Source organism: Pseudomonas sp. PvP009, assembly GCF_017832995.1.
GTDB lineage: Bacteria > Pseudomonadota > Gammaproteobacteria > Pseudomonadales > Pseudomonadaceae > Aquipseudomonas > Aquipseudomonas syringae.
In genome coordinates, this window is record NZ_JAFIBG010000001.1 from 1832866 (window position 1) to 1854872 (window position 22007).

21 protein-coding genes are annotated in these 22007 nt (G+C 61.1%); 8 read left to right on the forward strand and 13 right to left on the reverse strand.

The annotated features are described in order from the left end of the window. Window positions 1–12: 12 nt before the first annotated feature. Genes JOE29_RS08155 through JOE29_RS08175 form a run of 5 tightly spaced genes read right to left on the reverse strand, consistent with a single transcriptional unit; the run spans window position 13 to window position 5066 of the window. Window positions 13–1446, reverse strand: coding sequence for an efflux transporter outer membrane subunit (locus JOE29_RS08155; protein ID WP_137983655.1), 1434 nt, complete (start codon window positions 1444–1446; stop codon window positions 13–15). Then, a complete protein-coding gene (locus JOE29_RS08160) occupies window positions 1443–2327 on the reverse strand; it encodes an HlyD family secretion protein (RefSeq protein ID WP_003344172.1) in 885 nt (294 codons plus the stop codon). The genes JOE29_RS08155 and JOE29_RS08160 overlap by 4 nt, the downstream gene beginning before the upstream one ends. Continuing rightward, window positions 2324–2533 carry a DUF1656 domain-containing protein gene (locus JOE29_RS08165; RefSeq protein ID WP_003315925.1) on the reverse strand — a complete coding sequence of 70 codons (210 nt, stop codon included), beginning with the start codon at window positions 2531–2533 and terminating at the stop codon, window positions 2324–2326. The genes JOE29_RS08160 and JOE29_RS08165 overlap by 4 nt, the downstream gene beginning before the upstream one ends. After that, the gene (locus tag JOE29_RS08170) at window positions 2530–4617 is read right to left on the reverse strand and encodes an FUSC family protein (RefSeq protein WP_137983656.1); all 2088 of its coding nucleotides are present in this window, start codon (window positions 4615–4617) and stop codon (window positions 2530–2532) included. Before JOE29_RS08170 ends, JOE29_RS08165 begins: the two co-directional genes overlap by 4 nt. Further along, window positions 4614–5066 (reverse strand): MarR family transcriptional regulator, encoded by a 453-nt coding sequence (locus tag JOE29_RS08175; RefSeq protein WP_003344167.1) that lies wholly within the window; start codon window positions 5064–5066, stop codon window positions 4614–4616. The genes JOE29_RS08170 and JOE29_RS08175 overlap by 4 nt, the downstream gene beginning before the upstream one ends. A 538-nt stretch (window positions 5067–5604) precedes the next feature. On the opposite strand from JOE29_RS08175, the gene JOE29_RS08180 reads away from it, so the two are divergent. Continuing rightward, window positions 5605–6273, forward strand: coding sequence for a polysaccharide lyase family 7 protein (locus JOE29_RS08180; protein ID WP_016568558.1), 669 nt, complete (start codon window positions 5605–5607; stop codon window positions 6271–6273). A gap of 19 nt (window positions 6274–6292) precedes the next feature. Here JOE29_RS08180 and JOE29_RS08185 read toward each other — a convergent pair whose 3' ends face one another. Then, window positions 6293–7681, reverse strand: a complete 1389-nt coding sequence (locus tag JOE29_RS08185) for a heavy metal sensor histidine kinase (protein WP_016568557.1) — start codon at window positions 7679–7681, stop codon at window positions 6293–6295. Continuing rightward, complete coding sequence (locus JOE29_RS08190) at window positions 7660–8349, reverse strand: heavy metal response regulator transcription factor (protein WP_002554192.1); 690 nt, start codon at window positions 8347–8349, stop codon at window positions 7660–7662. The genes JOE29_RS08185 and JOE29_RS08190 overlap by 22 nt, the downstream gene beginning before the upstream one ends. Before the next feature lie 170 nt (window positions 8350–8519). On the opposite strand from JOE29_RS08190, the gene JOE29_RS08195 reads away from it, so the two are divergent. The 3 genes from JOE29_RS08195 to JOE29_RS08205 all read left to right on the forward strand — a co-directional run bounded on the left by JOE29_RS08195 (window position 8520) and on the right by JOE29_RS08205 (window position 10586). Next, a complete protein-coding gene (locus JOE29_RS08195) occupies window positions 8520–9125 on the forward strand; it encodes a hypothetical protein (protein WP_137983657.1) in 606 nt (201 codons plus the stop codon). A gap of 73 nt (window positions 9126–9198) precedes the next feature. Beyond that, complete coding sequence (locus JOE29_RS08200) at window positions 9199–9819, forward strand: cytochrome b/b6 domain-containing protein (protein WP_003370324.1); 621 nt, start codon at window positions 9199–9201, stop codon at window positions 9817–9819. Then, on the forward strand, window positions 9816–10586 hold the full coding sequence (locus JOE29_RS08205) for a molybdopterin-dependent oxidoreductase (protein WP_003344155.1): 771 nt from the start codon (window positions 9816–9818) through the stop codon (window positions 10584–10586). The genes JOE29_RS08200 and JOE29_RS08205 overlap by 4 nt, the downstream gene beginning before the upstream one ends. Window positions 10587–10743: 157 nt before the next feature. Here JOE29_RS08205 and efeO (JOE29_RS08210) read toward each other — a convergent pair whose 3' ends face one another. From efeO (JOE29_RS08210) to efeU, 4 genes are read right to left on the reverse strand one after another with little or no spacing between them, the layout of a single operon-like run. Next, a complete protein-coding gene (gene efeO / locus JOE29_RS08210; protein WP_003427240.1) occupies window positions 10744–11568 on the reverse strand; it encodes an iron uptake system protein EfeO in 825 nt (274 codons plus the stop codon). Window positions 11569–11597: 29 nt separating this feature from the next. Continuing rightward, window positions 11598–12920: an iron uptake transporter deferrochelatase/peroxidase subunit gene (efeB, locus tag JOE29_RS08215; protein WP_137983658.1), complete on the reverse strand. Its 1323-nt coding sequence runs from the start codon at window positions 12918–12920 to the stop codon at window positions 11598–11600. 19 nt (window positions 12921–12939) lie between these two features. Further along, on the reverse strand, window positions 12940–14151 hold the full coding sequence (efeO, locus tag JOE29_RS08220; protein ID WP_137983659.1) for an iron uptake system protein EfeO: 1212 nt from the start codon (window positions 14149–14151) through the stop codon (window positions 12940–12942). An 8-nt stretch (window positions 14152–14159) separates the two neighbouring features. Then, on the reverse strand, window positions 14160–15014 hold the full coding sequence (gene efeU / locus JOE29_RS08225; RefSeq protein ID WP_003427234.1) for an iron uptake transporter permease EfeU: 855 nt from the start codon (window positions 15012–15014) through the stop codon (window positions 14160–14162). A gap of 260 nt (window positions 15015–15274) precedes the next feature. Between efeU and JOE29_RS08230 the strand changes: the two genes are divergently transcribed. Both JOE29_RS08230 and ada read left to right on the forward strand, forming a co-directional pair. Next, window positions 15275–15955, forward strand: coding sequence for a DNA-3-methyladenine glycosylase (locus tag JOE29_RS08230; RefSeq protein ID WP_137983660.1), 681 nt, complete (start codon window positions 15275–15277; stop codon window positions 15953–15955). Window positions 15956–16024: 69 nt separating this feature from the next. Beyond that, window positions 16025–17131: a bifunctional DNA-binding transcriptional regulator/O6-methylguanine-DNA methyltransferase Ada gene (gene ada, locus JOE29_RS08235; protein ID WP_058447184.1), complete on the forward strand. Its 1107-nt coding sequence runs from the start codon at window positions 16025–16027 to the stop codon at window positions 17129–17131. Here the strand turns inward: ada and ampC are convergent. Beyond that, a complete protein-coding gene (ampC, locus tag JOE29_RS08240; RefSeq protein ID WP_024664596.1) occupies window positions 17120–18277 on the reverse strand; it encodes a class C beta-lactamase in 1158 nt (385 codons plus the stop codon). The two genes, ada and ampC, sit on opposite strands and share 12 nt — an antisense overlap. 143 nt (window positions 18278–18420) lie before the next feature. Between ampC and JOE29_RS08245 the strand changes: the two genes are divergently transcribed. After that, on the forward strand, window positions 18421–19866 hold the full coding sequence (locus JOE29_RS08245) for a SulP family inorganic anion transporter (RefSeq protein ID WP_044313268.1): 1446 nt from the start codon (window positions 18421–18423) through the stop codon (window positions 19864–19866). 82 nt (window positions 19867–19948) lie between these two features. Beyond that, entirely contained in the window at window positions 19949–21064 is a 1116-nt protein-coding gene (gene zapE / locus JOE29_RS08250) for a cell division protein ZapE (RefSeq protein ID WP_210079330.1), read from the forward strand. A gap of 3 nt (window positions 21065–21067) precedes the next feature. On the opposite strand, the gene rarD is transcribed toward zapE, so the two are convergent. Beyond that, entirely contained in the window at window positions 21068–21952 is an 885-nt protein-coding gene (gene rarD / locus JOE29_RS08255) for an EamA family transporter RarD (RefSeq protein WP_003315903.1), read from the reverse strand. Window positions 21953–22007: the final 55 nt, after the last annotated feature.

Genomic DNA, 22007 nt, shown 5'->3' on the forward strand with positions numbered 1-22007 from the left:
CGAACGCCCATCCTACTGCTGCGCCACGTCATCCTTCTCCCAGCCGCCGCCGAGTGCCAGAAACAGATTGATCTGCCCCATCGCCACCTGAGTGTTGGCTTCGGCCATCTGCGCGCGTACGTCAGTGTAAGTGCGCGTAGCCTGCAGATCGGCGAGGAACGAGGCGCGTCCGGCCTGATAGAAACGGTGCGTCTGGTCAGCCGCCTCCTTGGCAGATTGCTCGGCGTCTTTGAGCGCGTCGCGGCGGTCGAGCAGGGCGGTGTATTGCGCCAGACCGGTCTGGGTTTCACGGATGGCATTGAGCACCACACCGTCAAAGCGCGCCAGCGCAGCTTGCGCCGAGGCTTCGGCCTGATGGATGCGGGCGCGTGAGCCGTTGGACGGGATAGTCCAGTTCAGCAGCGGCCCGAAGCCCCAGCGATTGGCCGCCGGCTTGCCAAGGTTCTCGATCAGGCCGGTGGTGCCAATGCTCGCGCCGATGCTGATGTCCGGATACAGCTCGCCGGTGGCAACGCCGATCTCGGCGGTCGACATCGCCAGATGGCGTTCAGCCTGACGCACATCCGGGCGGCGTTTGAGCAGTGCTGCGCCGTCGCCCACCGGCATGACCTGCGCAATATGCGGCAACTGGTTGCAGGTGCTGACCCCGGCGGGCAGTTGCTCGACAGGTTTGGCCAGCAACATCGACAGGCGGAACATCGCAGCCTGACGACGCGCCTCGTAACGGGGCATTTCGGCGCGCAATGACTTGAACTGCGTCTGCGAACGAGTGACCTGGGTTTCATCGCCACGCCCGGCATCACGCAGGCGCTGGTTGAGGGACACACTCTGTTTTTGCAATTCCAGCGATTCGCGGGCGATGTCGAGCTCTTCGTTGGCCGCACAAATCTGCGTGTACGCGCGCACCACATCGACGACCACCGTGATACGTGCCGTATCCACCGCCGCCTGATTGGCATCGACATTGGCCTGCGCCGCTTCGATGCCACGCTGCAAGGTGCCGAACAGATCGAACTGGTACGAAGTGGTCAGACCCACATCGCCGACATTGGCCACCGGCACCTTGTCGGTCAGCAGAAACGCCTCGCCAGACTCCTGCACGCGCTGCGCGCCGATCTTCGCACCGTTGGTAAAGCCGCCGGCCGCCTCGGCTTCCGAGGTCTGATAGCGGGCACGCTGCAGGTTGGCGGCAGCGATGCGCAGGTCGGTATTGGAAGCGATGGCTTGGCCCACCAGCTCATCCAGACGCGCATCCTGGTACAGGCGCCACCAGTGAGCAGGCACCGGGGCCGAAACCGTGTTGACCGAGCGACCAGCCAGTTCACCCTGCAGGTCCGGACGATTGATCGCGCCGTCTTTGGGCAACTGGTAATCCGGACCGACCATCTGGCAGGCCGACAGCACGGCGGTAAAGCCGAGCGCGGCCACGCGTAAAGCACGTTTCATCGGCTGCGCTCCTGCGTGTCGTCGATAATCGACACCGTCGCGGTACGCCCGGCAATCATGCGGAAATCGGCAGGCACGTCATCGAAGGCAATCCGCACCGGAATCCGCTGCGCCAGACGCACCCAGCTGAAGGCCGGGTTGACGTTGGGCAGCAGGTTCGAGCCGCTGCTGCGATCGCGGTCTTCGATACCGGCAACGATGCTCACCACATGGCCGGTCAGCCGCGCGTTGTCGCCGATGACACGGATGTCGACGCCCTGGCCGACATGGATGCCATCGAGCTTGGTTTCCTCGAAATAGCCATCGATGTGGAACGACGTCGAATCGACCACTGAGAGCACCGGACGCCCGGCAGTGACGAACTCATGTTCGCGGGGGGCGCGGTCGTTGAGGTAGCCGTCCACCGGACTGCGGATCACCGAGCGATCCAGGTTCAACTGCGCGGCATCCACCGCAACCTTTGATTCGCCCAGTGCCGAAAGGGCTCGGGCTTCGCGTGACTGGCTTTCTTCCAGTTGTTCGCGGGCGACCAGATTGCCCAGGCCCCGGTTACGTTTGTTCTCACGGCGTGCCTGCTCCCAGGTTTCCTGACGTTCGGCGACGGTCGCCTGCGCCTGGCGCAGTGCCAGACGGAAGCGGTCCTGATCGATGGTGAACAGGACCTGGCCCTTGTGCACAGGCTGGTTGTCAGTGACTTCGACCTTCTGGATCAGCCCGGACACGTCCGGTGCGATCTGCACGATGTCGGCGCGGATATGCCCGTCCCGCGTCCACGGTGCATACATGTAATACATCACCATGCGCCATACGACCACGGCGGCGAGGGTGACAACCAGCAGGGTCAGGACCACGCGGCCCAGTGTCAGTATCGGTTTTTTCATGTCATCAGGTATCGACTTAGAGTATCCACGGCGCCGAGCAACAAAGCGTATAGACCTACGTTGAACAAAGCCCGGTGCCAGACCAGACGGTAGAAGTGGGCACGCGACAGCACCGCGTGCACGACCAGAAACAGCAGATAGGCGATGCCCATCATCGCCAGGAACGTGGGGATGAAGATCCCGCTGATGTCCAGATCACCGATCACAGGGGCGCTCCATCGATGTTGTGCGGCAGTTGCTCGGTCAGTTCGCCGCCTACGGTGACGATTTCGACCCCCGGCAGCAGCGCCAGGCGCAGGCCGCTGAGGGCGTGCAGAAGGTGCAGTCGGGCCGGGTTGTCGCCCATCTCCTGATCGGTCAGTGAACGGCGTGCGCGGTCCATGGCCATCAGCAGGCCTCTGGGCGCGGGTAGTCGTTCACCGGCCTTGCGGCACTGTTTGAAATAGCCGCTGACTTCGTCGATCACCTGACGCAGCAGTACCTGCGCCGCAGGCGTGGCACGGCGGGTGTAGGCCAGCAGGTCGAGCATGTTCAGCGCGACGCGCAGTTCACGCAAGGCAATCCCGGTGTCCTGGGCGGTGAGCGTAAGGCGCGGCAGTTGCTGCATCAGGCGGTCGAGCATTTGCACGCCCATGCGCCGATGCTCGGCCAGCGAAGCGTTTTCACTGAGACTGGCGATGTCACGCCAGCTGAAACGGGTGAGGCGCTTGACCGCCAGTTCGACGCCGAACGGGCGGAACACCAGGGTCCAGATGAAGGCGAACAGCAGCCCGGCAGGACCCGCCAGGTTGGCATTGAGGAAGTTCATGAAGTCCGCGTCATAAGCGCTCTGGATACTGATGAACGACGAGGTGTTGACGATGGTAAGCAGCGTGCCGAGAAAGAAGCGCGGCTGCACGGTCAGGGTCCCGACGCATATGAACGGCACGGCGAAGGCCAGCACCAGCATCGGGAAGTCATGCAGGTTGGGCAGCACCACAAACAGGTACAGGCTGGCGAACACCACCGAGAGCAGGGTCCAGAAGAAGAACCGGTAGATTTGCGGGGCAGGGTCGTCCATGGCGGCGAAGAAGCTGCACGACACCGCCGCCAGTGCCACGGCACTTGCGCCGTCTTTCCAGCCGAGCAGAATCCACAACACCGACGCGGAGATGATCGCCAGTACTGTCGAGGTCACCGAATAGAGCATCAGACCGCGGTCGAGAAACGGGGTCAGCCGGCCCAGGCGCCAGTGGCGATAGACCGCGCGCCACTGTGACTGGTCGTCGGTCTTGATCGCGTATTGCAGGGTTCGGCAATCCAGCCACAGATCGATCCACTCACCCAGCCTGAACAGCGTATTGGAAAGCAGCAGTTGATTGCGGTCGTCCAGTTGCGCGGAGTCCGGTTGCAGGCTCTGCAGATCGCGGTGCAACTGCTGCCATTGCTCCACCTGTGGCCCGTCGGCAGTGCTTTCAAGCCAGTCGCAAGCCTTGTGCAACAAGGGGTTGAGGCTGGCCAGCAGCTCGGGCGTGCGTCGCTCCAGCGCCCACAGCGCGTCGTCCAGCGCATCGATGACCGGCAAGAGGTGGATCATCCGGCCGCGCAGTTCATTGGCGTTGCGCACGGTTTGCTTGCGGGCGCCTTCGTGGCTCAACTGGCCGATCATCATTTCCAGTGAGTTGAAGCTGCCGACCATCGAGTTGCGCAGCGTACCGATTTCTTCGGGCTGACAGGTGCGGCTGATAAAACGCTGACTGTAGGTCGCGGCATCGCTGAACCACTTTTCCGTGGTGGCCTGAAACACCGGCGCCAGGCGTCTGGGCCAGAACATCGCACCCACGACAGCGGCGCAGATGATGCCGAGAAAAATCTCTTCGGTACGCGACACCGCGATCTCGAATACAGCCTGCGGGTTGTCGACCACCGGCAGCGAAATCAGCGGCATGGTGTAGCCGGCGAGCATCAATGCGTAGCTGTTGGCGGTGCGCAAGTGCAGGGACAGAAACAACAGGGTACCGGTCCACAGCCCGACCACGATGGCCAGCAACAACGGCGTCTGCACGAACATGGGCACCAGCACGACCGAGGCCGCTGCACCGGCCAGGGTTCCGGCTGCTCTGTACAGGGCCTTGGAACTGGTCGGGCCGACGAAGGGGCTGGAGACGATGTACACCGTGGCCATTGCCCAGTAGGGGCGAGGCATTTCCATCAATAATGCGATGTACAGCGCCAGCATCGACGCGCCGAAGGTGCGTACACCGTAGAACCAGTCACGTGCAGGTGGAACGCTGGAGAAAAATCCGTTCAAGCCTGGCCCCCGTGTTCGCGCTGCGCCGCATCGGCAAACGCCTGTAACACCCGCAAGGTGGCTTCCAGGTCGGCAGGTTGCAGGCCTTGCAGCACTTCGGCACGCAAGCGGGTCAGCTCGGCTTCGATGGAACAGGCCAGTGCGCGACCTTTGCGCGTCAGGCTCAAGGCCTTGGCGCGGCGGTCATTCGGGTCTTCGGTGCGGCAAACGATATCGGCCTGGCACAACTGATCGAGCAGACGCACCAGCGTCGGGCTCTCCATGCCGGCCGCCTGGGCGACTTTTACCTGATGTGCGCCATCGCCCAGGCGTGCGATGGCCAACAGCGGACCTGCGCAGGCTTCGGAAATGCCATAGGTCACCAGCGTGTTCTGGCAGATGCGTCGCCATTGGCGAGACGCGGCCACCAGGCCACTGCTGATTGTCCGATGCAAGGATTCGACAGACATGGAAACACCAGGAATTTAGTTAGGAGCAATATTGTTAGCAGGGATATAAATAGCTTGCTAACTAATATCCCGTAACAACTGCTTACAGTCAACCCGAAGTTGCCCGGCGGAGGCGCTTTCTTTCTAACCCGTTAAAAACGTGTTTTGAGACGACGTGACGCTCTAAAAGGGTCGCCTTGGTGTGCTTCAAGCGGCGGAAGTTCATTTATCCTGAAGATAACCGCTACCGTCTGTCGGTTATTTGGGGTTTTTCGCGCTGTGGCGGACTCGATACATTCAAAAAAATGACGCGCTTCACAAAACACTTCTTCACGTTAATCAACGCTTGTAGCTCGACAGTGGCACATTGCTGCACTGCAACAATTGATATCGGAGTGATGGCATGGGCTGTTTTTAGACGTTTTGTTGACGCCAAAGCGTTGTCGGGTCTGTTTTAAAAATAAACGATTAAGCCGATAGTCTGGATGACCAAACGGGCCAGCACACCCGTTCCAGAGCCATTCAGTTGGTGCGTGATACGCACCTTGCGAGCTACGCGATGATCGACCTTGCTACCTGGAATCTCTCCGTACCTGTCGGAAGCCCCGCGACCATCATCGAAACCCCCAAATTGGTAAAGGGCTATCGGGATGGCTACTTTCAATCGGGGGATACGCTGTTCTTCTGGGCGCCGGTGACGGGTTCAACCACCGAAAACGCCAAGTACCCGCGTTCCGAATTGCGTGAGACGACTTCAGACGGAAGAGTCTTCAACTGGGCCTACTCGAGTGCCGACAACTTTTTGCGCGCCACCCTGGAAGTTGATCAGGTGCCTTCCAGCGGCAAGATCGTGATCGGTCAGATTCACTGCTACCAGAGCACCGAACCGCTGCTGAAGGTGGAGTATCAGTACAAGGAGAAGCTGCAGACCGGCAACATCGTCGCCAAGTTTCGTCGTACGCCGGACTCGGAAATCGAGGTCATCACCATCGCCCAGGGTGTGCCGCTCGATAAGCAGTTCAACTACACCATCAACCTGTCGCCGTCTGGCGATCTGACGGTCAATGCCTTTGACGCAGTCTGGTACGCCAAGCTGGATTCAGCCTGGGCCAGCAAACTGTTCTACTTCAAGGCAGGGGTCTATACCCAAGACAATACCGGCTACACCACGGAAGGCGGCTCGGCCACCTTCTACAAGCTGGCCATTGCCCACGAAAAAAAGAATTGATCCTCGCGCACCGCAGGCTTCAGGCCGCCGGGAATATCAGACTGAAGCAGATTCTGCCGACGGCGGGTTGATCGACTTCGACCCGACCGCCGTGCAGTTGCATGATTGCCGTGACGATCGCCAGCCCCAGGCCGTTGGAATCCGAACGCTCATGGCGTGAGGCGTCACCGCGATAGAAACGATCGAACAAGCGCGCGAGTGTGGCTTGCGGCAGCACCGGTCCCTGATTCTCCACATCGATCTTCCAGTGCCTGTCCACAGCCGTCACCCGCATCAGAATTTCGCTGTCTTCATCGGCGTAGCGAATCGCATTGGCGACCAGATTGCTCAGTGCACGCCGCAGCAAAATAGGATCGGCCAGCAACGTGCCTTGTCCGTGGGTGCTCAGGGTCAGATTGCGTTCTTCGGCCAGCCCCTCGAAATAGCCGGCGACTCGTTGCAGCTCATCATGCAAATCCAGCGACTGACGTTCCAGCGCGGCTTGGGCTTCGTCCGCCCGTGCCAGAAACAGAATGCTTTCTACCAGCCGAGAGATGCGCTCCAGCTCTTCCAGATTGGAGGCCAGTAGCGCCTGATATTCATCGGCGCTGCGGTTCTGGCGCAAGGCGACCTGGCAGTGGCCCATCAGCGAGCCGACGGGTGTGCGGATTTCGTGGGCCAGATCGGCAGAAAACTGCATCAGGCGTCGGTAGCCATCGTCCAGACGGTCAAGCATGGCGTTGAAGGCGTCGCTCAGTTGTTGCAGCTCGACGGGCGTATCGCGGCTGTCGAGGCGTTTGTGCAGGCTGGCCGGGGTGATTGCGGCGGCATGGGCGGCCATTCTGCGCAGCGGACGCAAGCCGCGACGCAGCAGCACATACCCCAAGGCTGCGGTGATCAGAAACGCCAGGGCCACGGCTATATAGATACGCTGACGGAAGCTGGCGAGCATGGCCATTTCTTTGACCATCAGGTGCGCGGCCTGCAAACGCACTTCGACACCGTTGGACATCACCTGCACGGCAGCCGCGCGCAACGGCACGCCTTGCAGGCTCATGCCGCTGCGCAGATCGTCGACCCGCAGCGGCTGGTCCTGCGCCACGGTCGGCAGCTCCGGCAGAGGCGCGTGCTGCGGGTTGACCGAGATCACTGGTGATTTGCCTGGCTCGCCGATGATGAAGATATCTTCTTCGCTGTCGAGCATGTTCTCGAACAGTTGCGGGCTGCCTTTGAGGTTGTCCATGGTCAAGTCATAGCGCAGCAGCTTGCGAAAGTGGTCCAGCCGCGCGAGCACGGCATGGTCGCTGCGTTGCATGACCGTTTCTTCGATTGACTGATACAGGTACAGGCCGGCGCCGCTGACAGTGAGCATCGCCACCAGGGCAAAGGCCAGGGTCGAACGCAGGGTCAGGGAAGGCTGGCGTCGCATGGCCGCACCTCGCACACATAACCGATGCCACGCACGGTGTGGATGAGTTTGACCGGGTAGGGCAGGTCCACCTTGCTGCGCAGGCGCTTGATGGCGACGTCCACGACATTGGTGTCGCTGTCGAAATTCATGTCCCAGACTTCCGAGGCAATCTGTGCCCTGGACAGTACGTCGCCTTCGCGGCGCAATAACAGGTGCAGCAGGGCGAACTCCTTGTTGGTCAGCACGATGACCTGTTGCTGGCGCGTCACCCGGCGGCGCAGCAGGTCCAGTTCCAGATCGGCCAGATGAAAGTGGTCCGCCTCGCGTACCACGCCCCGGCGCAGGATGGTGCGGATGCGCAGCAGCAGTTCAGTGAAGGAAAACGGCTTGACCAGATAATCGTCGGCACCCAGTTCCAGGCCGCGAATCCGGTCCTGCAACTGGTCGCGCGCGGTCAGAAACAGCACTGGCACGTCCTGCCGGGCGCGCAGTACTTCGATGATTTGCCAGCCATCGATGCCCGGCAGCATCACGTCCAGCACAATCAGGTCATAGCGGTTTTCCAGCGCCAGGTGCAGGCCGTCGGCCCCATGCTGGGTCCAGTCCACCTTGTAGCCGGACTCACCCAGACCCTTCTTCAGGTACTCGCCGGTTTTGGTGTCATCTTCAATCAGCAGGATATGCATCGTTTTGTCCGCTACGCTTTTGCCTGCACCCATGGTGCGCCGATGCCGGAGTCTAACCAGTTGCCGACAAGGTGTCCGACGAATGACAAAAATGTCATTGCCCGGTCATTCTGCGGTGCCGGTAGCGGTGCAAAGATGGGTTTCAGATCTCACCTGCCAAGGAAGTACCGATGAAGACTGCACTCTCTACTACGTTCGGCCTGCTGTTGCTCAGTGCCGCTGTCATGACCCAGGCTGCCGACATGAAGGTGGTCAAACCGATGCGTGGGACCGTCGACAGCGTCAGCGCCGACACCCTCGATTTCACCACCCGTTCGGGTCAGCACGAAAGCATCAAGCTGACTGACAAGACCGGTGTTCGTCTTGTGTCAGAAGCTGACTTCAAGCAAATCAAAGGCGACAGTTTTGTCGGGTCGGCTGCCATCCCGCAGGCGGACGGCACACTGAAAGCGCTGGAAGTGACCGTTTTTGAAGCCAGCCTCAAAGGCAGTGGCGAAGGTCACTATGGCTGGGAAAACGCTGATGGCAGCACCGGCACCATGACCAATGGCACCGTTGGCACGTTGGCTGGCACCGATGGCCGCACGCTGACCGTCAAATACGAGGGTGGCGAGAAGAAACTGGTGGTGCCGCAGGATGTGCCTATCGCCTACGTCGAGCCAGGCAAGGTCGACCAGTTGACCAAGGGCGCCAAGGTCGTGGTGTTCCCGGCTGACGACGGCAAGTCCGCTCGTGGTGTGGCCGTCGGCAAAGGCGGTTTCACCCCGCCGATGTAATCACCGCCAGAGCTGTCAGGGGCGCAAGGCTGCCCCTGACAGCCTTTCCAGGCCTGATCAGAGGGATCTCGACATGAAAACCCGCCCCATCCATCCGTGGCCGGTGCGCCTGACCCACTGGGTCAATGCCGTGGGCATGGTTTGTATGTTCATGAGCGGTTGGGCGATCTACAACGCATCGCCACTGATGCCGTTCACCTTTCCCAAATTCTTGACACTCGGCGGCTGGCTGGGCGGTTCCATTGCCTGGCACTTCGCGGTGATGTGGCTGTTGGTCATCAACGGTCTGATTTATGTGTTGTATGGCGTGTTCAGCCGCCATTTCAAACGCGACCTGTTGCCGGTCCGGCCGTCCGAAGTGACGCGTGACATGAGTGACGCGTTGCGTTTTCGACTGGTCCACGTCAAAGGCCGTTACAACGCCGTGCAACGGTTGATGTACTGGTTGGTGCTGGCCATGGGCGTGCTGGTGGTGCTGTCCGGTCTGGCTATCTGGAAACCGGTGCAGTTTCAGGGACTGGTCAGTCTGCTGGGCGGATTCGATTTCGCCCGTTGGGTACATTTCGGGGCGATGACCGCCATCGGCGCGTTCGTCATCGTCCATCTGCTGCTGGTCGTGCTGGTGCCCAGTACTTTGCTGCCGATGATTACCGGCGGCCGCCAGCCGAACGAAGACGGAACTGCGCAATCATGAACGAACCACGTAAACGCATCACTCAGCGTATCCGCCTTGAGCCCGCGCAAGAGCGCCAGCTGGTCGATATTCAGCGCCGCTCGTTTTTGCGCGCGGGGCTGACCGTGGGCGCGATGTCGATGCTCACAGGCTGCAACCTGCAGGATGGCGATCAGGTCGATAAAGTGCTGTGGGCCATGTCGCGCTGGAATGACCGGGTTCAGGCCTGGCTGTTCAACGGCCAGAAGCTGGCGCCGACCTACAGCAAGGCGCAGTTGACCAACCCGTTCCCGTTCAATGCGTTCTACCCTGAGTACAATGTGCCGGAGCTGGATCTTTCCGATTACCAACTGGCGGTGTCGGGGCTGGTGCGGGACAAGCAGCCGTGGACGCTTGAGGCGCTGCGCAAACTGCCGCAACGCACGGACATCACGCGGTTGATCTGCATCGAGGGCTGGAGTGCGATAGGGCAGTGGGGCGGCGTGCCGCTGAAGACGTTCCTGGAGTATATCGGCGCTGACACGACGGCGCGTTTTGTCGGTTTCAAGTGCGCCGACCGCTATTACTCAAGTCTGGATATGCCTACTGCGTTGCATCCGCAGACCTTGCTGGCGCTGGATTTCGGTGAAGTGGCGCTGCCGCCTGATTACGGTTACCCGTTGCGGGTGCGGGTGCCGACCAAGCTGGGCTTCAAGAATCCCAAGCACATCGTGGAGATTTTCGTCAGTAACGAGAATCCTGGGGGGTATTGGGAGGATCAGGGGTACAACTGGTTCAGCGGGATCTAGGAACGGACGCAGAGCGTCGCACGATGGCGGTAGTGAGATTATCGTTCCTCACGCTCCAGCGTGGGAATGCCGTTCGTGACGCTCCGCGTCACACTCAGGTGCAGTAACCACCGGGCAGGGCAAAGAGCCGCACCTTGGGCAGGCGCGGCGCTTCAGATCAATTCAGGCCCAGTTTGCCGCGCAGGGTCGAGAGGTCTTCTGCCAGGGTGTTGACCGGACCGATCAGGGCTTTGCGGTCGTTCTCTTTGACCTTGTCGTAGGTTTCAAAGCCACCGTCCTTGGTCTTGTACTTGGCGAGGATTTTGTCCACGGTGGCGAAGTTCTTGTCGACTTTGCTCGAGAAGGCTTTGTCCTGCTGTTCGATCTGCGGGCGGAACAGGTCGACGATTTTCTTCGCACCATCGATATTGCCCTGGAAGTCATACAGGTCCGTGTGGCTGTAACGGTCTTCTTCGCCGGAGATCTTGGTCGCTGCCACTTCTTCCAGCAGGGCTGCGGCGCCGCCGACGACTTTTTCAGGCGGGAAGGTCAGTTCGGCCACGCGCTTTTCCAGGTCTTTGACGTCGCTCAACAGCTTGTCGGCGATAGGGCCCTGATCCTTGGTGGTGTTCTGCGAGAACAGCGCATACTCCAGGCGATGGAAGCCGGTGAAGTCTTCCGCCGTAACGCCTTGTTCATGGTCGTCGACGCGTGAGTCGATGGACGCGTCCAGGTCACTGAACAGTTCGGCAATCGGCTCTACCGACTCGTAGTACACGCGAGTAGGGGCGTAGAGCTTTTTGGCTGTCGCGATGTCGCCTTTTTTCACGGCATCGGTGAATTTCTGGGTGTGGCTGACCAGTTCTTCGATGTTCTCGGTCACGTAGATCTTATAGTCCGACACCGGGCCTACCAGATCCAGCGGCGCGGTGGCGGCGAAGGCCGCCAGTGGAGTCTGGAGCAGGCCAAGGGTCAGGAGCAAAGCCAGGGGCGTCTTTTTCATGAGTGTCTTCCGGGTCAGGAGTGGATAGGTCATGCGTTTTGAGTGGACGATACGGCCGCCAGCAGCGAGCGACCGATGAAATCCTGGTCGCCGGTTACCCCCGGCAGGGTGAAGAAATAGCCGCCACCGACCGGCTTGAGGTACTCCTCCAGCGGCTCGCCGTTAAGCCGGCTCTGTACAGTAATGAAGCCTTTTTCCAGATCGGCCTGATAGCAGATGAACAGCAGGCCCATGTCCAGCTGACCGTTCTTGTTCACCCCGTTGGAGTAATTGAACGGGCGGCGCAGTATCAGGTTGCGCTGGCTTTCGGCGGTACGCGGGTTGGCCAGGCGGATGTGCGAATCCAGTCGGGTTTTCTTGCCTTCCGGGTCGGCTGCGTAGTTGGGCACATCGCTCTCGACTTTGCCGTCCATGGGCGCGCCGGTGCTTTTGCTGCGGCCGAAAATCGACTCTTGCTCCTGCAAGGGCGTGCGGTCCCAGCGCTCGACGAAGTTGCGGATGATGCGCACCGCCTGATAGCTGCCGTTGGCGGCCCAGGCCGGTTCGTCGCTGCCCGGCTGCACCCAGACCAGTTCGTTCATGGTCTTCTGGTTGTTGGAATCCGGGTTCGCCGAGCCATCCCGGAAACCCAGGAAGTTGCGCGCGCTTTCCGGCGGCTGACCGGGTTTCTTCGGTGCCTGGGGCGGCACGGTGCCTTCCTGTTTCCAGCGCACCAGCAGCAGGTCGGGCAGGTTCTTGACGATGTCGCGCAGCGCATGGATGTTGCTGTCGGCAGTGTTGGCGCAGAACTGGATGCTCAGGTCGCCATGGCAACTGGCCGGATCCAGCGCATCGTTGGGGAAACCGGTCATGCGGCTCAGGCGTTTCGGCTTGACCGGGGTCAGACCGAAACGCTCGTCGAACAGCGACTCGCCTACCGACACGGTGATGGTCAGGTTGTCCGGGGTCACCACCGGACCGAGAATGCCCGAGTCCGGCGGTGGCAGTTTCGGATCGATCTCCGGCACCGGGCCACCGGTCATCAGGAACGCGATGCGCTCGTTCAGGGTGCGAAACAGACGTTCCAGGTCTTCATGGTCGGCGGCCAGAACATCGAATGCCACCAGCATGCCCGCAGCAGGGCGCGGGTTGACGATGCCGCTCTGATGCAGGCCGTGAAACTCGTTGTGGTCCTGCGTTTTCTCACTGTTCGGCGCTTCGGCGACCTGCGCAGGTGCTGCGGCAAGTGCGTTGCCACTCAGGCTGCTGCCCGCCAGCGCGGCCCCTGCAGCGCCGAGCCCCATCAGAACGCGGCGGCGTTGCAGGGAGGCCGGAGCATTGCTCGTGTCTGAATTGCTGTCCGGATTTTTCATCGTGCTGTGCTCCAGTAAATCAAAGGCCGGAGAGGCCGAGTGCCGGGTCGATGCCATTGAGCGCGTCAGCCAGAGCGCCAGCCTTGGCGGCGATCTGCTGACGCTGCGCCTTATCCACCTGATCGTAGGGGCGTACGCCGCCATCGGCGCTGCTCAACGCATCGAGCGTGGTGTCCAGATCAGCCATGGCTGCGTCGATCTTCTGCAACAGATCACCCGCACTGCGGGCCAGCAACGGCCGCAGCAGGTCGACGATCTTGCGGGTGCCGTCCAGGTTGGCGGCAAAGCCGTTGAGGTCGCTGTGGCTGTAGCGTTCCTCTTCGCCGTTGCTGCGTACCTCAGCCAGGCTGCGCAGGGTGCGCGTGGCGATGGCCGCCAGCTGTTCGGGCGCCAGCGATTGCGCCATCAACTGTTGCTTGAGCTGGGTGACGTCGGTTTGCAGACGCTGCGCGACCGGCGCCAGGCCCTCGACGCTGTGTTGCTCGTACAGGCCATATTCAATGCGGTGAAAGCCGCCGAAGCCAGGATCCTGTTCACGTTTCTCGTAATAGTCGGCGCGGGCATTGATCGCATTGTCCAGCTCGGCAAGGCGCTGTGCAGCCGGTGCGATGCGCTGGTAGACGGCGCGGGCGGGCAGGTAGGCGGCCTGGGCGGCGCTCAGGTCGCCGGCATCAATGGCCTGTTGCAGGGTGGTGACGGCCTTGATCAGCGCCGAGCTTTGCAGGCTCAGGTACACGCGGTACTCGGAGAGCGGCCCGATGAAGGCGGTCATGGACGGACGCGCCTTGGCCTTGGCGTCGGACTCTGCCGTCGGCGTGACATGCAAGGTGCCGCGCGGGTTACTCAGCAGACCGCAGGTAATCGTGTAATCACCGGGCGTCAGGTTGGCATTGATCACCTGGCTCAGCCCTGGCGCGATGTTTTCCCGTTCTTCAATCACCAGCACGCCATCGAGAATTTCCCATTCGACGGCGCGTTCCGAGCGGTTGACGATGCGGAAGGCGTTCTTGCCCGCAGCGACCGTCAAGGCGTTCGGTTCGCAGTTACGAGCGTGGATATTGACCACGGTCTCAGTACCGGCATTGGCCGCGCGCTTTTTGGCTGCGACCTGCGAGGCGTAGTAGAACAGCCCGCCTGCGGCGATCATCAGGATCACTGAGCCGGCGACTGCCAATCGCAGGACACGGGGCGGCCGGGCTTTCCCGGAAGGCCCTGAGGGACGGTTAGACATGGAGGCCCTTATTCGTTCGTAACAGAAGATGTGTTTGGCTGCATGACCTTGCCAGCGGCCGGGGTGTGCGGCTTGAAGAACAGCAGCAGCGCCCCGATCAGGTAAATCAGGTAGGCACTCAGGGTGCTGACCGTCGGCGCGTCCTGGTAACCGAACATGCCCGCCAGTACCGAACCGGCAGGGCCATCCATCGGCAGCAGCGCACTGATGTCGAAAACCACTTCCTGCAGGTGATTCCAGACCCCGGCTTCATGCAGTGCCTGGACGGAGTTGGCGAGAATGCCCGCCGCCACTACCAGAATGAACAACCCGGTCCAGCGGAAAAACAGGCTCAGGTTGAGGCGCATGCTGCCGCTGTAGATGGCCACACCGAAAGCGACTGCCAGTAACAGGCCGAGCAGGGCGCCCAGCGGCGCGCCGGAGCCGTCACTCTGCTGGAACACGGCGAGCAGAAAGAAGACGGTCTCCAGGCCTTCGCGGGCCACGGCGAAAAACACCATGGCAATCAGCGCGTAGGTCTGGTTTTTCGAGCCGGTGAGGGCGGCGTCGAGTGATTCATGCAGCGCGTGTTTTATCGACCGTGCGACCTTGCGCATCCAGAACACCATGGAGCTGAGAATGCCGACCGCAATCAGGCCGACGATGCCTTCGAACAGTTCCTGCTGCTTCTGCGGAAACTCGGCGCTCATCAACTCAAGCCCGCCGCCGACGAACAGCGAGAGCGCGGCAGCCAGAAATACGCCGATCCATACCGCAGGCATCCACTCGCCGCGGCCGGTCTGCTTCAGGTAACTGGCGATAATGCCAACGATGAGCGCGGCTTCGATGCCTTCGCGCAGCATGATCAAAAAGGGAACAAGCATATCTCACCGAGTCAAAGCTGTAGGGTGAACGTGTCTCAGCGGGTCGTAGGCCGGAAACACTGCGTAACATAATGATACTCATTCTTGAATGCGGGTAGTTGTTTTTTATCGGCTATGCGTTTTTGGCAGGTCGTTCAGGTCAGGTTCAGGTAATCGGTCACGGTGTTTTGAACGTTCCGCGGTCTTCGTAAATCAACGATCATTTCCGCCTCTGCGTAAACCCTGTTTGCCCGCCTGGCCGCTTCAATCTGGAAGTCATCATGTCATCAAAATCACACAGCGCTGACCGCGAGCATGCTGAGGCGGTCGCGGCGCTTAGGTCCATAGACGTGCAATGGCAGTCATTGATCGACCATGTCGGCCCTTGTCTGCATCCGGTCAGCGCAGCGCAGGACCCGTTTCAGGCGCTGGTCAAGGCGGTCGCCTATCAGCAATTGCATGCCAGGGCGGGCGATGCGATGGTCAGGAGGCTGCGTGCGTTGTTTCTGGATGACAGCCTTCCAGAGGTCAGCTTCCCGGGCGCGCAGGCACTGGTCGAGCTGGATGATCAGGCGCTGCGCTCCTGTGGCTTCTCGGCGTCCAAATGCCGGGCGATCAAGGCGATTGCTGCGGCGCGGCTGGACGGTCTGGTGCCTGAGGTCAGTGCTGCGCTGGCGATGGGCAACGAGGCGCTGGTCGAACGCCTGATCCAGCTACCGGGCGTGGGCCGCTGGACCGTGGAGATGATGCTCATCTACGGGCTCGCTCAGCTGGATGTGATGCCAGCCAGCGATTTCGGCGTGTGCGAAGGCTACCGGCGACTGTATGCTCTGCAACTCAAGCCGTCGCACCGGCAAATGGCCCGGCTTGCCGAGCGCTTCGCGCCTTACCGAACCATCGCCGCCTGGTATCTGTGGCGAGTGCCGGTCGATTTCAGCGAACTCGGTTCATCTCGAATTTGAAAGCAAGACTCGGAGTGCCCAGTGGCTCTGACAGGCGCAGTCTTATCGAAACTCAAGGCGGGCTCGACCATGGACAGCACAGAACGCACTCAACCGGCACGCGCCCTGCGCACTGAAGACGATCCGCGCTGGGACATCCTGGTCAATCGGCGTTCAGACGCTGGCGCTGCCTTCGTTTACGGCGTGCTGACCACTGGCATCTATTGCAACCCGTGCAGCCCGACCCGGCTGCCGCGTCCGGAAAACGTGGTGTTTTTTGATAGTGCGCGCGACGCCGAGGCCGCCGGGTTTCGCCCGTCCCTGCGCAATGCCGGAGATTCACATGCGCTGCAGCTCAAGCACGCGGAAGCCGTTGCCCAGGCTTGCAGACTGATCGATGCCGCCGAATCGATGCCCACTCTGACCGAGCTCGCCGAGCAGGTCGGGATGAGCGGTTTTCATTTTCACCGTATTTTCAAAAGGCTGACCGGGCTGACGCCCAAGGCCTACAGTGTTGCCTCGTTACGCTCGCGGGTGAAAGTCCAGCTCTCACAGGACGTCAGCATTACCCGTGCGTTGTACGAGGCGGGCTACAACGCCAACAGTCGGTTCTATGAGGCTTCGCAGAACATGCTCGGCATGAAACCTTCCGAATACCGCGCAGGCGGGACCAATGTCGATATCAGGTTCGCTCTGGGTGAAAGTTCGCTGGGTTCGATTCTGGTGGCCACGAGCAGCAAGGGCATCTGTGCAATTTCGCTCGGTGATGACCCGCATGCGCTGATCGAAGCTTTCCAGGACCAGTTTCCCAACGCCAACCTGATCGGCGCAGACGCAGCGTTCGAACAACTGGTTGCCGAGGTCGTGGGTTTTGTCGAATCACCCGCGACCGGCCTGGCGCTGCCACTGGATATCCGCGGCACGGTGTTTCAGGAGCGGGTCTGGCAGGCGCTCAGGGAGATTCCTGCCGGATCGACGGCCACCTACACGCAGATCGCGACGCAGATAGGACTGCCCAGTGCAGTCCGTGCGGTTGCCAATGCCTGCGGTGCGAATAAGCTCGCAGTGGCCATTCCCTGCCACCGTGTGGTGCGCAGCGATGGATCGTTGTCGGGCTACCGCTGGGGCGTCGAGCGCAAGCGCAAGCTGCTTGAAATCGAAGCGGCCGAGGGAGCAGGACTGTTTTCAGGGCGTTGAGCAGCAGCCCATTTTCTGCAGAATTCGATAGGCCAGTTTCACCCGCTCCTCGTTCGGGTAGTTTTTGTTGGCGAGGATGGCAATCCCCAACTGCTGCTCCGGAATGAACGCCACATAGCCGCCGAAACCGTTGGTTGATCCGGTTTTGTTGACCCAGACCGAAGATTGCGCTGCCTGCGGTGGCTCGATCATCTCGGTTTTGACCGTGTTCAGCATGGCGCTGGCATTGCCCTCAAGCAGCGTATCCAGATGAACCGGCAGCGGATACTGCTCCCAGATCAGGTCCTGAGTCATGCCGCCGACCTTGAAATAGCCGGTCCGGGTATCGCGCAGGGCTTTTTGCAGCGCGGCGTCGTTTTGACCGAGCCCGATGTTCGCTTCGACGAAGCGTAGCAAGTCGCTGCTGCTCGATTTCACTCCGTACGCTTCAGCCGCCAGTGGACCTGGATTGACCCTGACCGGCTCGTCGAGTTTGTTGTAGCCCTGCGCATACAGCGCCTGTTTTTCATCGGGCACGTTGATATAGGTATTACTCAGACCCAGCGCCGGAAACAGCCGCTGCTGCAGAGCCTGTTCATAAGGCAGTTTCATGCTGCGCGCCGCAACCATGCCGAGCAGGCCCACACTGGGGTTGGCGTAGGTGCGATGGGTGCCGGGCAGATAGTCGGGCTGCCAGGCCTTGAAATATTCCATCAACTGGCGGGTGTTTTGCACTTTATCCGGCACCTGAAGCGGGAAGCCGCCAGCCGTGTGGGTGCCCAGATGGAAAACCGGCACCTTACCCAGCCGCGTGGCCTGCAACTGCGGAATATAGCTGTCGATGCTTTGCGTCAGCGACAGCTGCCCATTGGCCTGCGCCCAGGTAGCGAGGGTGGCGGTGAAGGTCTTGCTGATCGAGCCGAGTTCAAACAGCGTATCGCGGGTGACTGGCTGGCCGGTGGCTTTTGATGCGACGCCATAGGTGTAGAACTGCTGTTTGCCCTGGCGAGTAACGGCGATCGACAGGCCCGCGATATGATTTTCCTGCATCACTTTGCTGGCTTCTGCCTGCACGAATGCGTCGACAGACGCTGTGTCATCGTCGGCAACAGCCACCGCATTGAACAGCAGAAGTCCTGTGCAGAGCAGCGCTCCATTCCATTGCATTGGATTATTCCTTGTTGTTTTGGGGCATGGGCCGATCATCAGAGAGCTTTCCTGGAAGCCCCACCGTGGTGGTCGGTCGTCAAAGGTTTGCGTAATATGCCCCTTTTTTGCGCTTCTTCCACGGAGCGCCGCTCAGGTAACCCATGAAAACGATCCGTATACGTGCCGAAGTCCTGGCAGGCCTCACCACATCTTTTGCATTGGTGCCCGAGTGCATCGCCTTTGCGCTGGTGGCCCATCTCAATCCGCTGATGGGGCTCTACGGCGCATTCATCATCTGTACCCTGACTGCGCTGTTCGGCGGGCGTCCGGGCATGGTGTCCGGTGCGGCCGGTTCCATGGCGGTGGTGATCGTCGCGCTGGTGGTTCAGCAGGGTGTGCAGTATTTGCTGGCGACCGTATTGCTGGGCGGTCTGATCATGATCCTGTTCGGCTTGCTGCGGCTCGGCAAACTGGTGCGGCTGGTGCCGTATCCGGTGATGCTGGGCTTCGTCAACGGCCTGGCGATCGTCATCGCGATGGCGCAACTGGAGCACTTCAAGGTGGGTGAATCATGGCTCAGCGGTACGCCGCTGTACGTGATGCTCGGGCTGGTGGCGCTGACCATGGCGATTGTCTACCTGTTGCCACGCTTGACCCGCATTGTGCCGCCAGCGCTGGTGGCTATCCTCAGCGTCGGGCTGGCGGTCTACCTGCTCGGCCTGCCGACCCGCACCCTGGGCGACATGGCGCACATCGCCGGTGGCTTGCCGGTATTCGCCATGCCGGACATTCCGTGGAATCTGGAGACGCTGCGCATCATCGCGCCTTACGCGATCCTGATGGCGCTGGTCGGTCTGCTGGAAACCCTGCTGACCCTCAACCTGACCGACGAGATCACCGAAACCCGTGGTTATCCGGATCGCGAGTGCGTGGCGCTGGGTGCTGCCAACGTGGTGTCCGGTGCCTTCGGCGGCATGGGCGGCTGCGCGATGATCGGCCAGACCGTGATCAACCTGAGTTCTGGCGGCCGTGGTCGTCTGTCGGGCGTGGTCGCGGGCTTGATGATCCTGATGTTCGTGCTGTTCCTCTCGCCGCTGATCGAGCGCATTCCATTGGCGGCGCTGGTCGGGGTGATGTTCGTGGTCGCCCAGCAGACCTTCGCCTGGGCTTCGCTGCGCGTGCTGCGTAAGGTGCCGGTCAACGACGTCCTGGCGATCATTGCCGTGACCGTGGTCACGGTGCTGACCGATTTGGCCACCGCAGTGCTGTTCGGGATTATCATTGCAGCAATCAATTTCGCCTGGCAGCAGGCTCGCGAGCTGTACGCCGACAGCCATGTCGAAGCCGACGGCAGCAAGGTCTACCACCTGCATGGCACGCTGTTCTTCGCCTCGACCACACCGTTTCTCGACCAGTTCAACCCGGCCGAAGACCCGGCGCAGGTGACACTGGACTGCCGGCACCTGAGCTTTGTCGATTACTCGGCCATCGCTGCGCTCAAAACCCTGCGCGAGCGCTACGCCAAAGCGGACAAGCATTTGCGTGTGGTACACCTGTCCGAGCGCTGCAAGCGATTGCTCAAACGTGCCGGTGTGCAGCATGCCTGAGTTGAGTTGATGAGTTGCGCTGCGCTGCGCAGCCTCGTATAGGCTGGATGTCTTTTCTCCGATAGCGAAGGGTGTGTGCCTGATGGATGCCGTCTCTCCTCTGCAAGCCTACGAACGTGCCGTCCAGCGTGGTTTTCAACCCGATCAGGCGCAGTTGCAGGCCGCCCGGCAATTGCAGGCGTGTTATGAGGGGCTGGCCGACGCTCGCGGTCGGGCTCGTGGCGTTTATCTGTGGGGGCCGGTCGGACGTGGCAAGACCTGGCTGATGGACCGCTTTTTCGAAAGCCTGAGCGTACCGGCCCGGCGTCAGCATTTTCATCACTTCATGCGTTGGGTGCACAAACGCATGTTCGAGTTGATGGGCACTTCCCAGCCGCTGACCGTGGTCGCCAGGGAGCTGGCGCGTGACGTGCGGGTGATGTGTTTCGATGAGCTGTTCGTCACCGATATCGGTGACGCAGTGATCCTCGGCGGGCTGCTGCAGGTGATGTTCGAAGAGGGCGTGGTGCTGGTCTGCACGTCTAACCAGCCACCGGAGCAGTTATACAGCCACGGCCACAATCGCGAGCGCTTCCTGCCAGCGGTTGCGGCCATTCTGAAGTACATGGATGTCGTGGCCGTCGACGGCGGCGAGGATCACCGGCTGCACCCCGGGCAACTGCATCAGCGCTACTGGATTGCCGAAGCCGGTAGACCCAGCGCCTTGCAGGGCATCTTCGAAGCGTTGAGCGCGGATCAGCCGGTTCACGATTCGCAGGTCATGCTCGGTTATCGCAGCATTAATGTAGTTCAGCATTCCGACACGGCCGTGTGGTGCCGCTATCGCGACCTTTGCGAACAGCCGCTGGCGGCCATGGATTTCATCGCCTTGTGCGATCGCTTTTCGGTGATTCTGCTCAGCGAGGTGCCGCTGCTGGGGGCCTCACAGCGCGAAGCGAAAATTGCCCGCGGCACCGAGGATGGCGTCGAGCAGGTGACCGCAGGCGATCGCGAGCTGCCGCAGTTGTCGCCCAACGATGATGGCGTGCGGCGCTTCATCGCGCTGGTCGACGAGTGCTATGACCGGCGCATTCCGCTGTATGTCGAAGCGCCGGTGCCGATGGACGACCTGTACACCGAGGGCTACCTGTCGTTTGCCTTCCGGCGCACCCTCAGTCGACTTCAGGAAATGCAGCTGGAGCGTTTCACCGAGTCCTGACGCTTAGCTCGCATCGCGGCGGCGCTGGGCCCGCATGTGCTTGGCGCCTTCGATCATCAGGACCACGACGGCCATCCAGATCGGCAGGTACGTCAGCCATTCATCACGACCGATGCTCTCGCCCAGCAGCAGGGCGACGCCGACCAGCAGGATCGGCTCGACATAACTGAGCAGTCCGAACAGGCTGAACGGCAGCAGGCGGCTGGCAAGGATGTAACTGACCAGCGCCGAGGCACTGATTACCCCGAGCAACGGAATCAGCAGGTACAACAGCGGTGTCTGTTGAATGGCCTGCGGATGGCCGTGGGCGATGAACCACAGGCCGATGGGCAGCATCAGCAGCATGTCGAACCAGAGCCCGCCGAGGTGATCGGTCTTGAGCGTGCGACGCAGCACGAAGTACAGCGGATAGCCGCCCGCGACCAGCAGGGTTTCCCAGGAGAAACTGCCCAGCCGCCACAGCTCATGCGCCACGCCGATCATGGCAAACACCGCAGCGACTTTCTGCAAGTAGGAGAGGTGCTCGCCATACACCACGCGGCCGGTGAGAATCATGCTCAGCGGCAGCAGGAAATAGCCCAGCGACACCTCCAGACTGCGCCCGTGCAGCGGTGCCCACATGAAGATCAGCAACTGCGCACCAAGCAGCACCGAAGACAGCAGCAGCGCGAAGATCAGCAGTGGTTGCTGCCTGAGTCGGACAGCCACTTCGCGGACTCGCCGCCAGTCACCGCTGACCAGCATGAACAGCGTCGCGCAGGGCACGGTGAGCAGCATGCGCCAGCCGAAGATTTCTTCGCCGTCGAGCGGGGCCATCAGTGACGTATAGAAATACATGACCCCGAACAGCGTAGACGCCAGGACCGACAGCACCACACCTTTGTACACAACGGCCTCCGCAACAACTGATTCGACAGATTGCGCACCTGTCTGGTGCGCGCGG

Excerpts from the sequence above, each read along its gene's own strand:
- JOE29_RS08180 (WP_016568558.1), top strand. The coding sequence starts at position 5,605 with ATGATCGACCTTGCTACCTGGAATCTCTCCGTACCTGTCGGAAGCCCC.
- efeB (WP_137983658.1), bottom strand. The coding sequence starts at position 12,920 with ATGAAAAATCCGGACAGCAATTCAGACACGAGCAATGCTCCGGCCTCC.
- JOE29_RS08160 (WP_003344172.1), bottom strand. The coding sequence starts at position 2,327 with ATGAAAAAACCGATACTGACACTGGGCCGCGTGGTCCTGACCCTGCTG.
- JOE29_RS08185 (WP_016568557.1), bottom strand. The coding sequence starts at position 7,681 with ATGCGACGCCAGCCTTCCCTGACCCTGCGTTCGACCCTGGCCTTTGCC.
- JOE29_RS08175 (WP_003344167.1), bottom strand. The coding sequence starts at position 5,066 with ATGTCTGTCGAATCCTTGCATCGGACAATCAGCAGTGGCCTGGTGGCC.
- JOE29_RS08200 (WP_003370324.1), top strand. The coding sequence starts at position 9,199 with ATGAAAACCCGCCCCATCCATCCGTGGCCGGTGCGCCTGACCCACTGG.
- efeO (WP_137983659.1), bottom strand. The coding sequence starts at position 14,151 with ATGTCTAACCGTCCCTCAGGGCCTTCCGGGAAAGCCCGGCCGCCCCGT.
- JOE29_RS08195 (WP_137983657.1), top strand. The coding sequence starts at position 8,520 with ATGAAGACTGCACTCTCTACTACGTTCGGCCTGCTGTTGCTCAGTGCC.
- ada (WP_058447184.1), top strand. The coding sequence starts at position 16,025 with ATGGACAGCACAGAACGCACTCAACCGGCACGCGCCCTGCGCACTGAA.
- ampC (WP_024664596.1), bottom strand. The coding sequence starts at position 18,277 with ATGCAATGGAATGGAGCGCTGCTCTGCACAGGACTTCTGCTGTTCAAT.
- JOE29_RS08230 (WP_137983660.1), top strand. The coding sequence starts at position 15,275 with ATGTCATCAAAATCACACAGCGCTGACCGCGAGCATGCTGAGGCGGTC.
- efeO (WP_003427240.1), bottom strand. The coding sequence starts at position 11,568 with ATGAAAAAGACGCCCCTGGCTTTGCTCCTGACCCTTGGCCTGCTCCAG.
- JOE29_RS08155 (WP_137983655.1), bottom strand. The coding sequence starts at position 1,446 with ATGAAACGTGCTTTACGCGTGGCCGCGCTCGGCTTTACCGCCGTGCTG.
- zapE (WP_210079330.1), top strand. The coding sequence starts at position 19,949 with ATGGATGCCGTCTCTCCTCTGCAAGCCTACGAACGTGCCGTCCAGCGT.
- JOE29_RS08245 (WP_044313268.1), top strand. The coding sequence starts at position 18,421 with ATGAAAACGATCCGTATACGTGCCGAAGTCCTGGCAGGCCTCACCACA.
- JOE29_RS08205 (WP_003344155.1), top strand. The coding sequence starts at position 9,816 with ATGAACGAACCACGTAAACGCATCACTCAGCGTATCCGCCTTGAGCCC.
- JOE29_RS08190 (WP_002554192.1), bottom strand. The coding sequence starts at position 8,349 with ATGCATATCCTGCTGATTGAAGATGACACCAAAACCGGCGAGTACCTG.
- efeU (WP_003427234.1), bottom strand. The coding sequence starts at position 15,014 with ATGCTTGTTCCCTTTTTGATCATGCTGCGCGAAGGCATCGAAGCCGCG.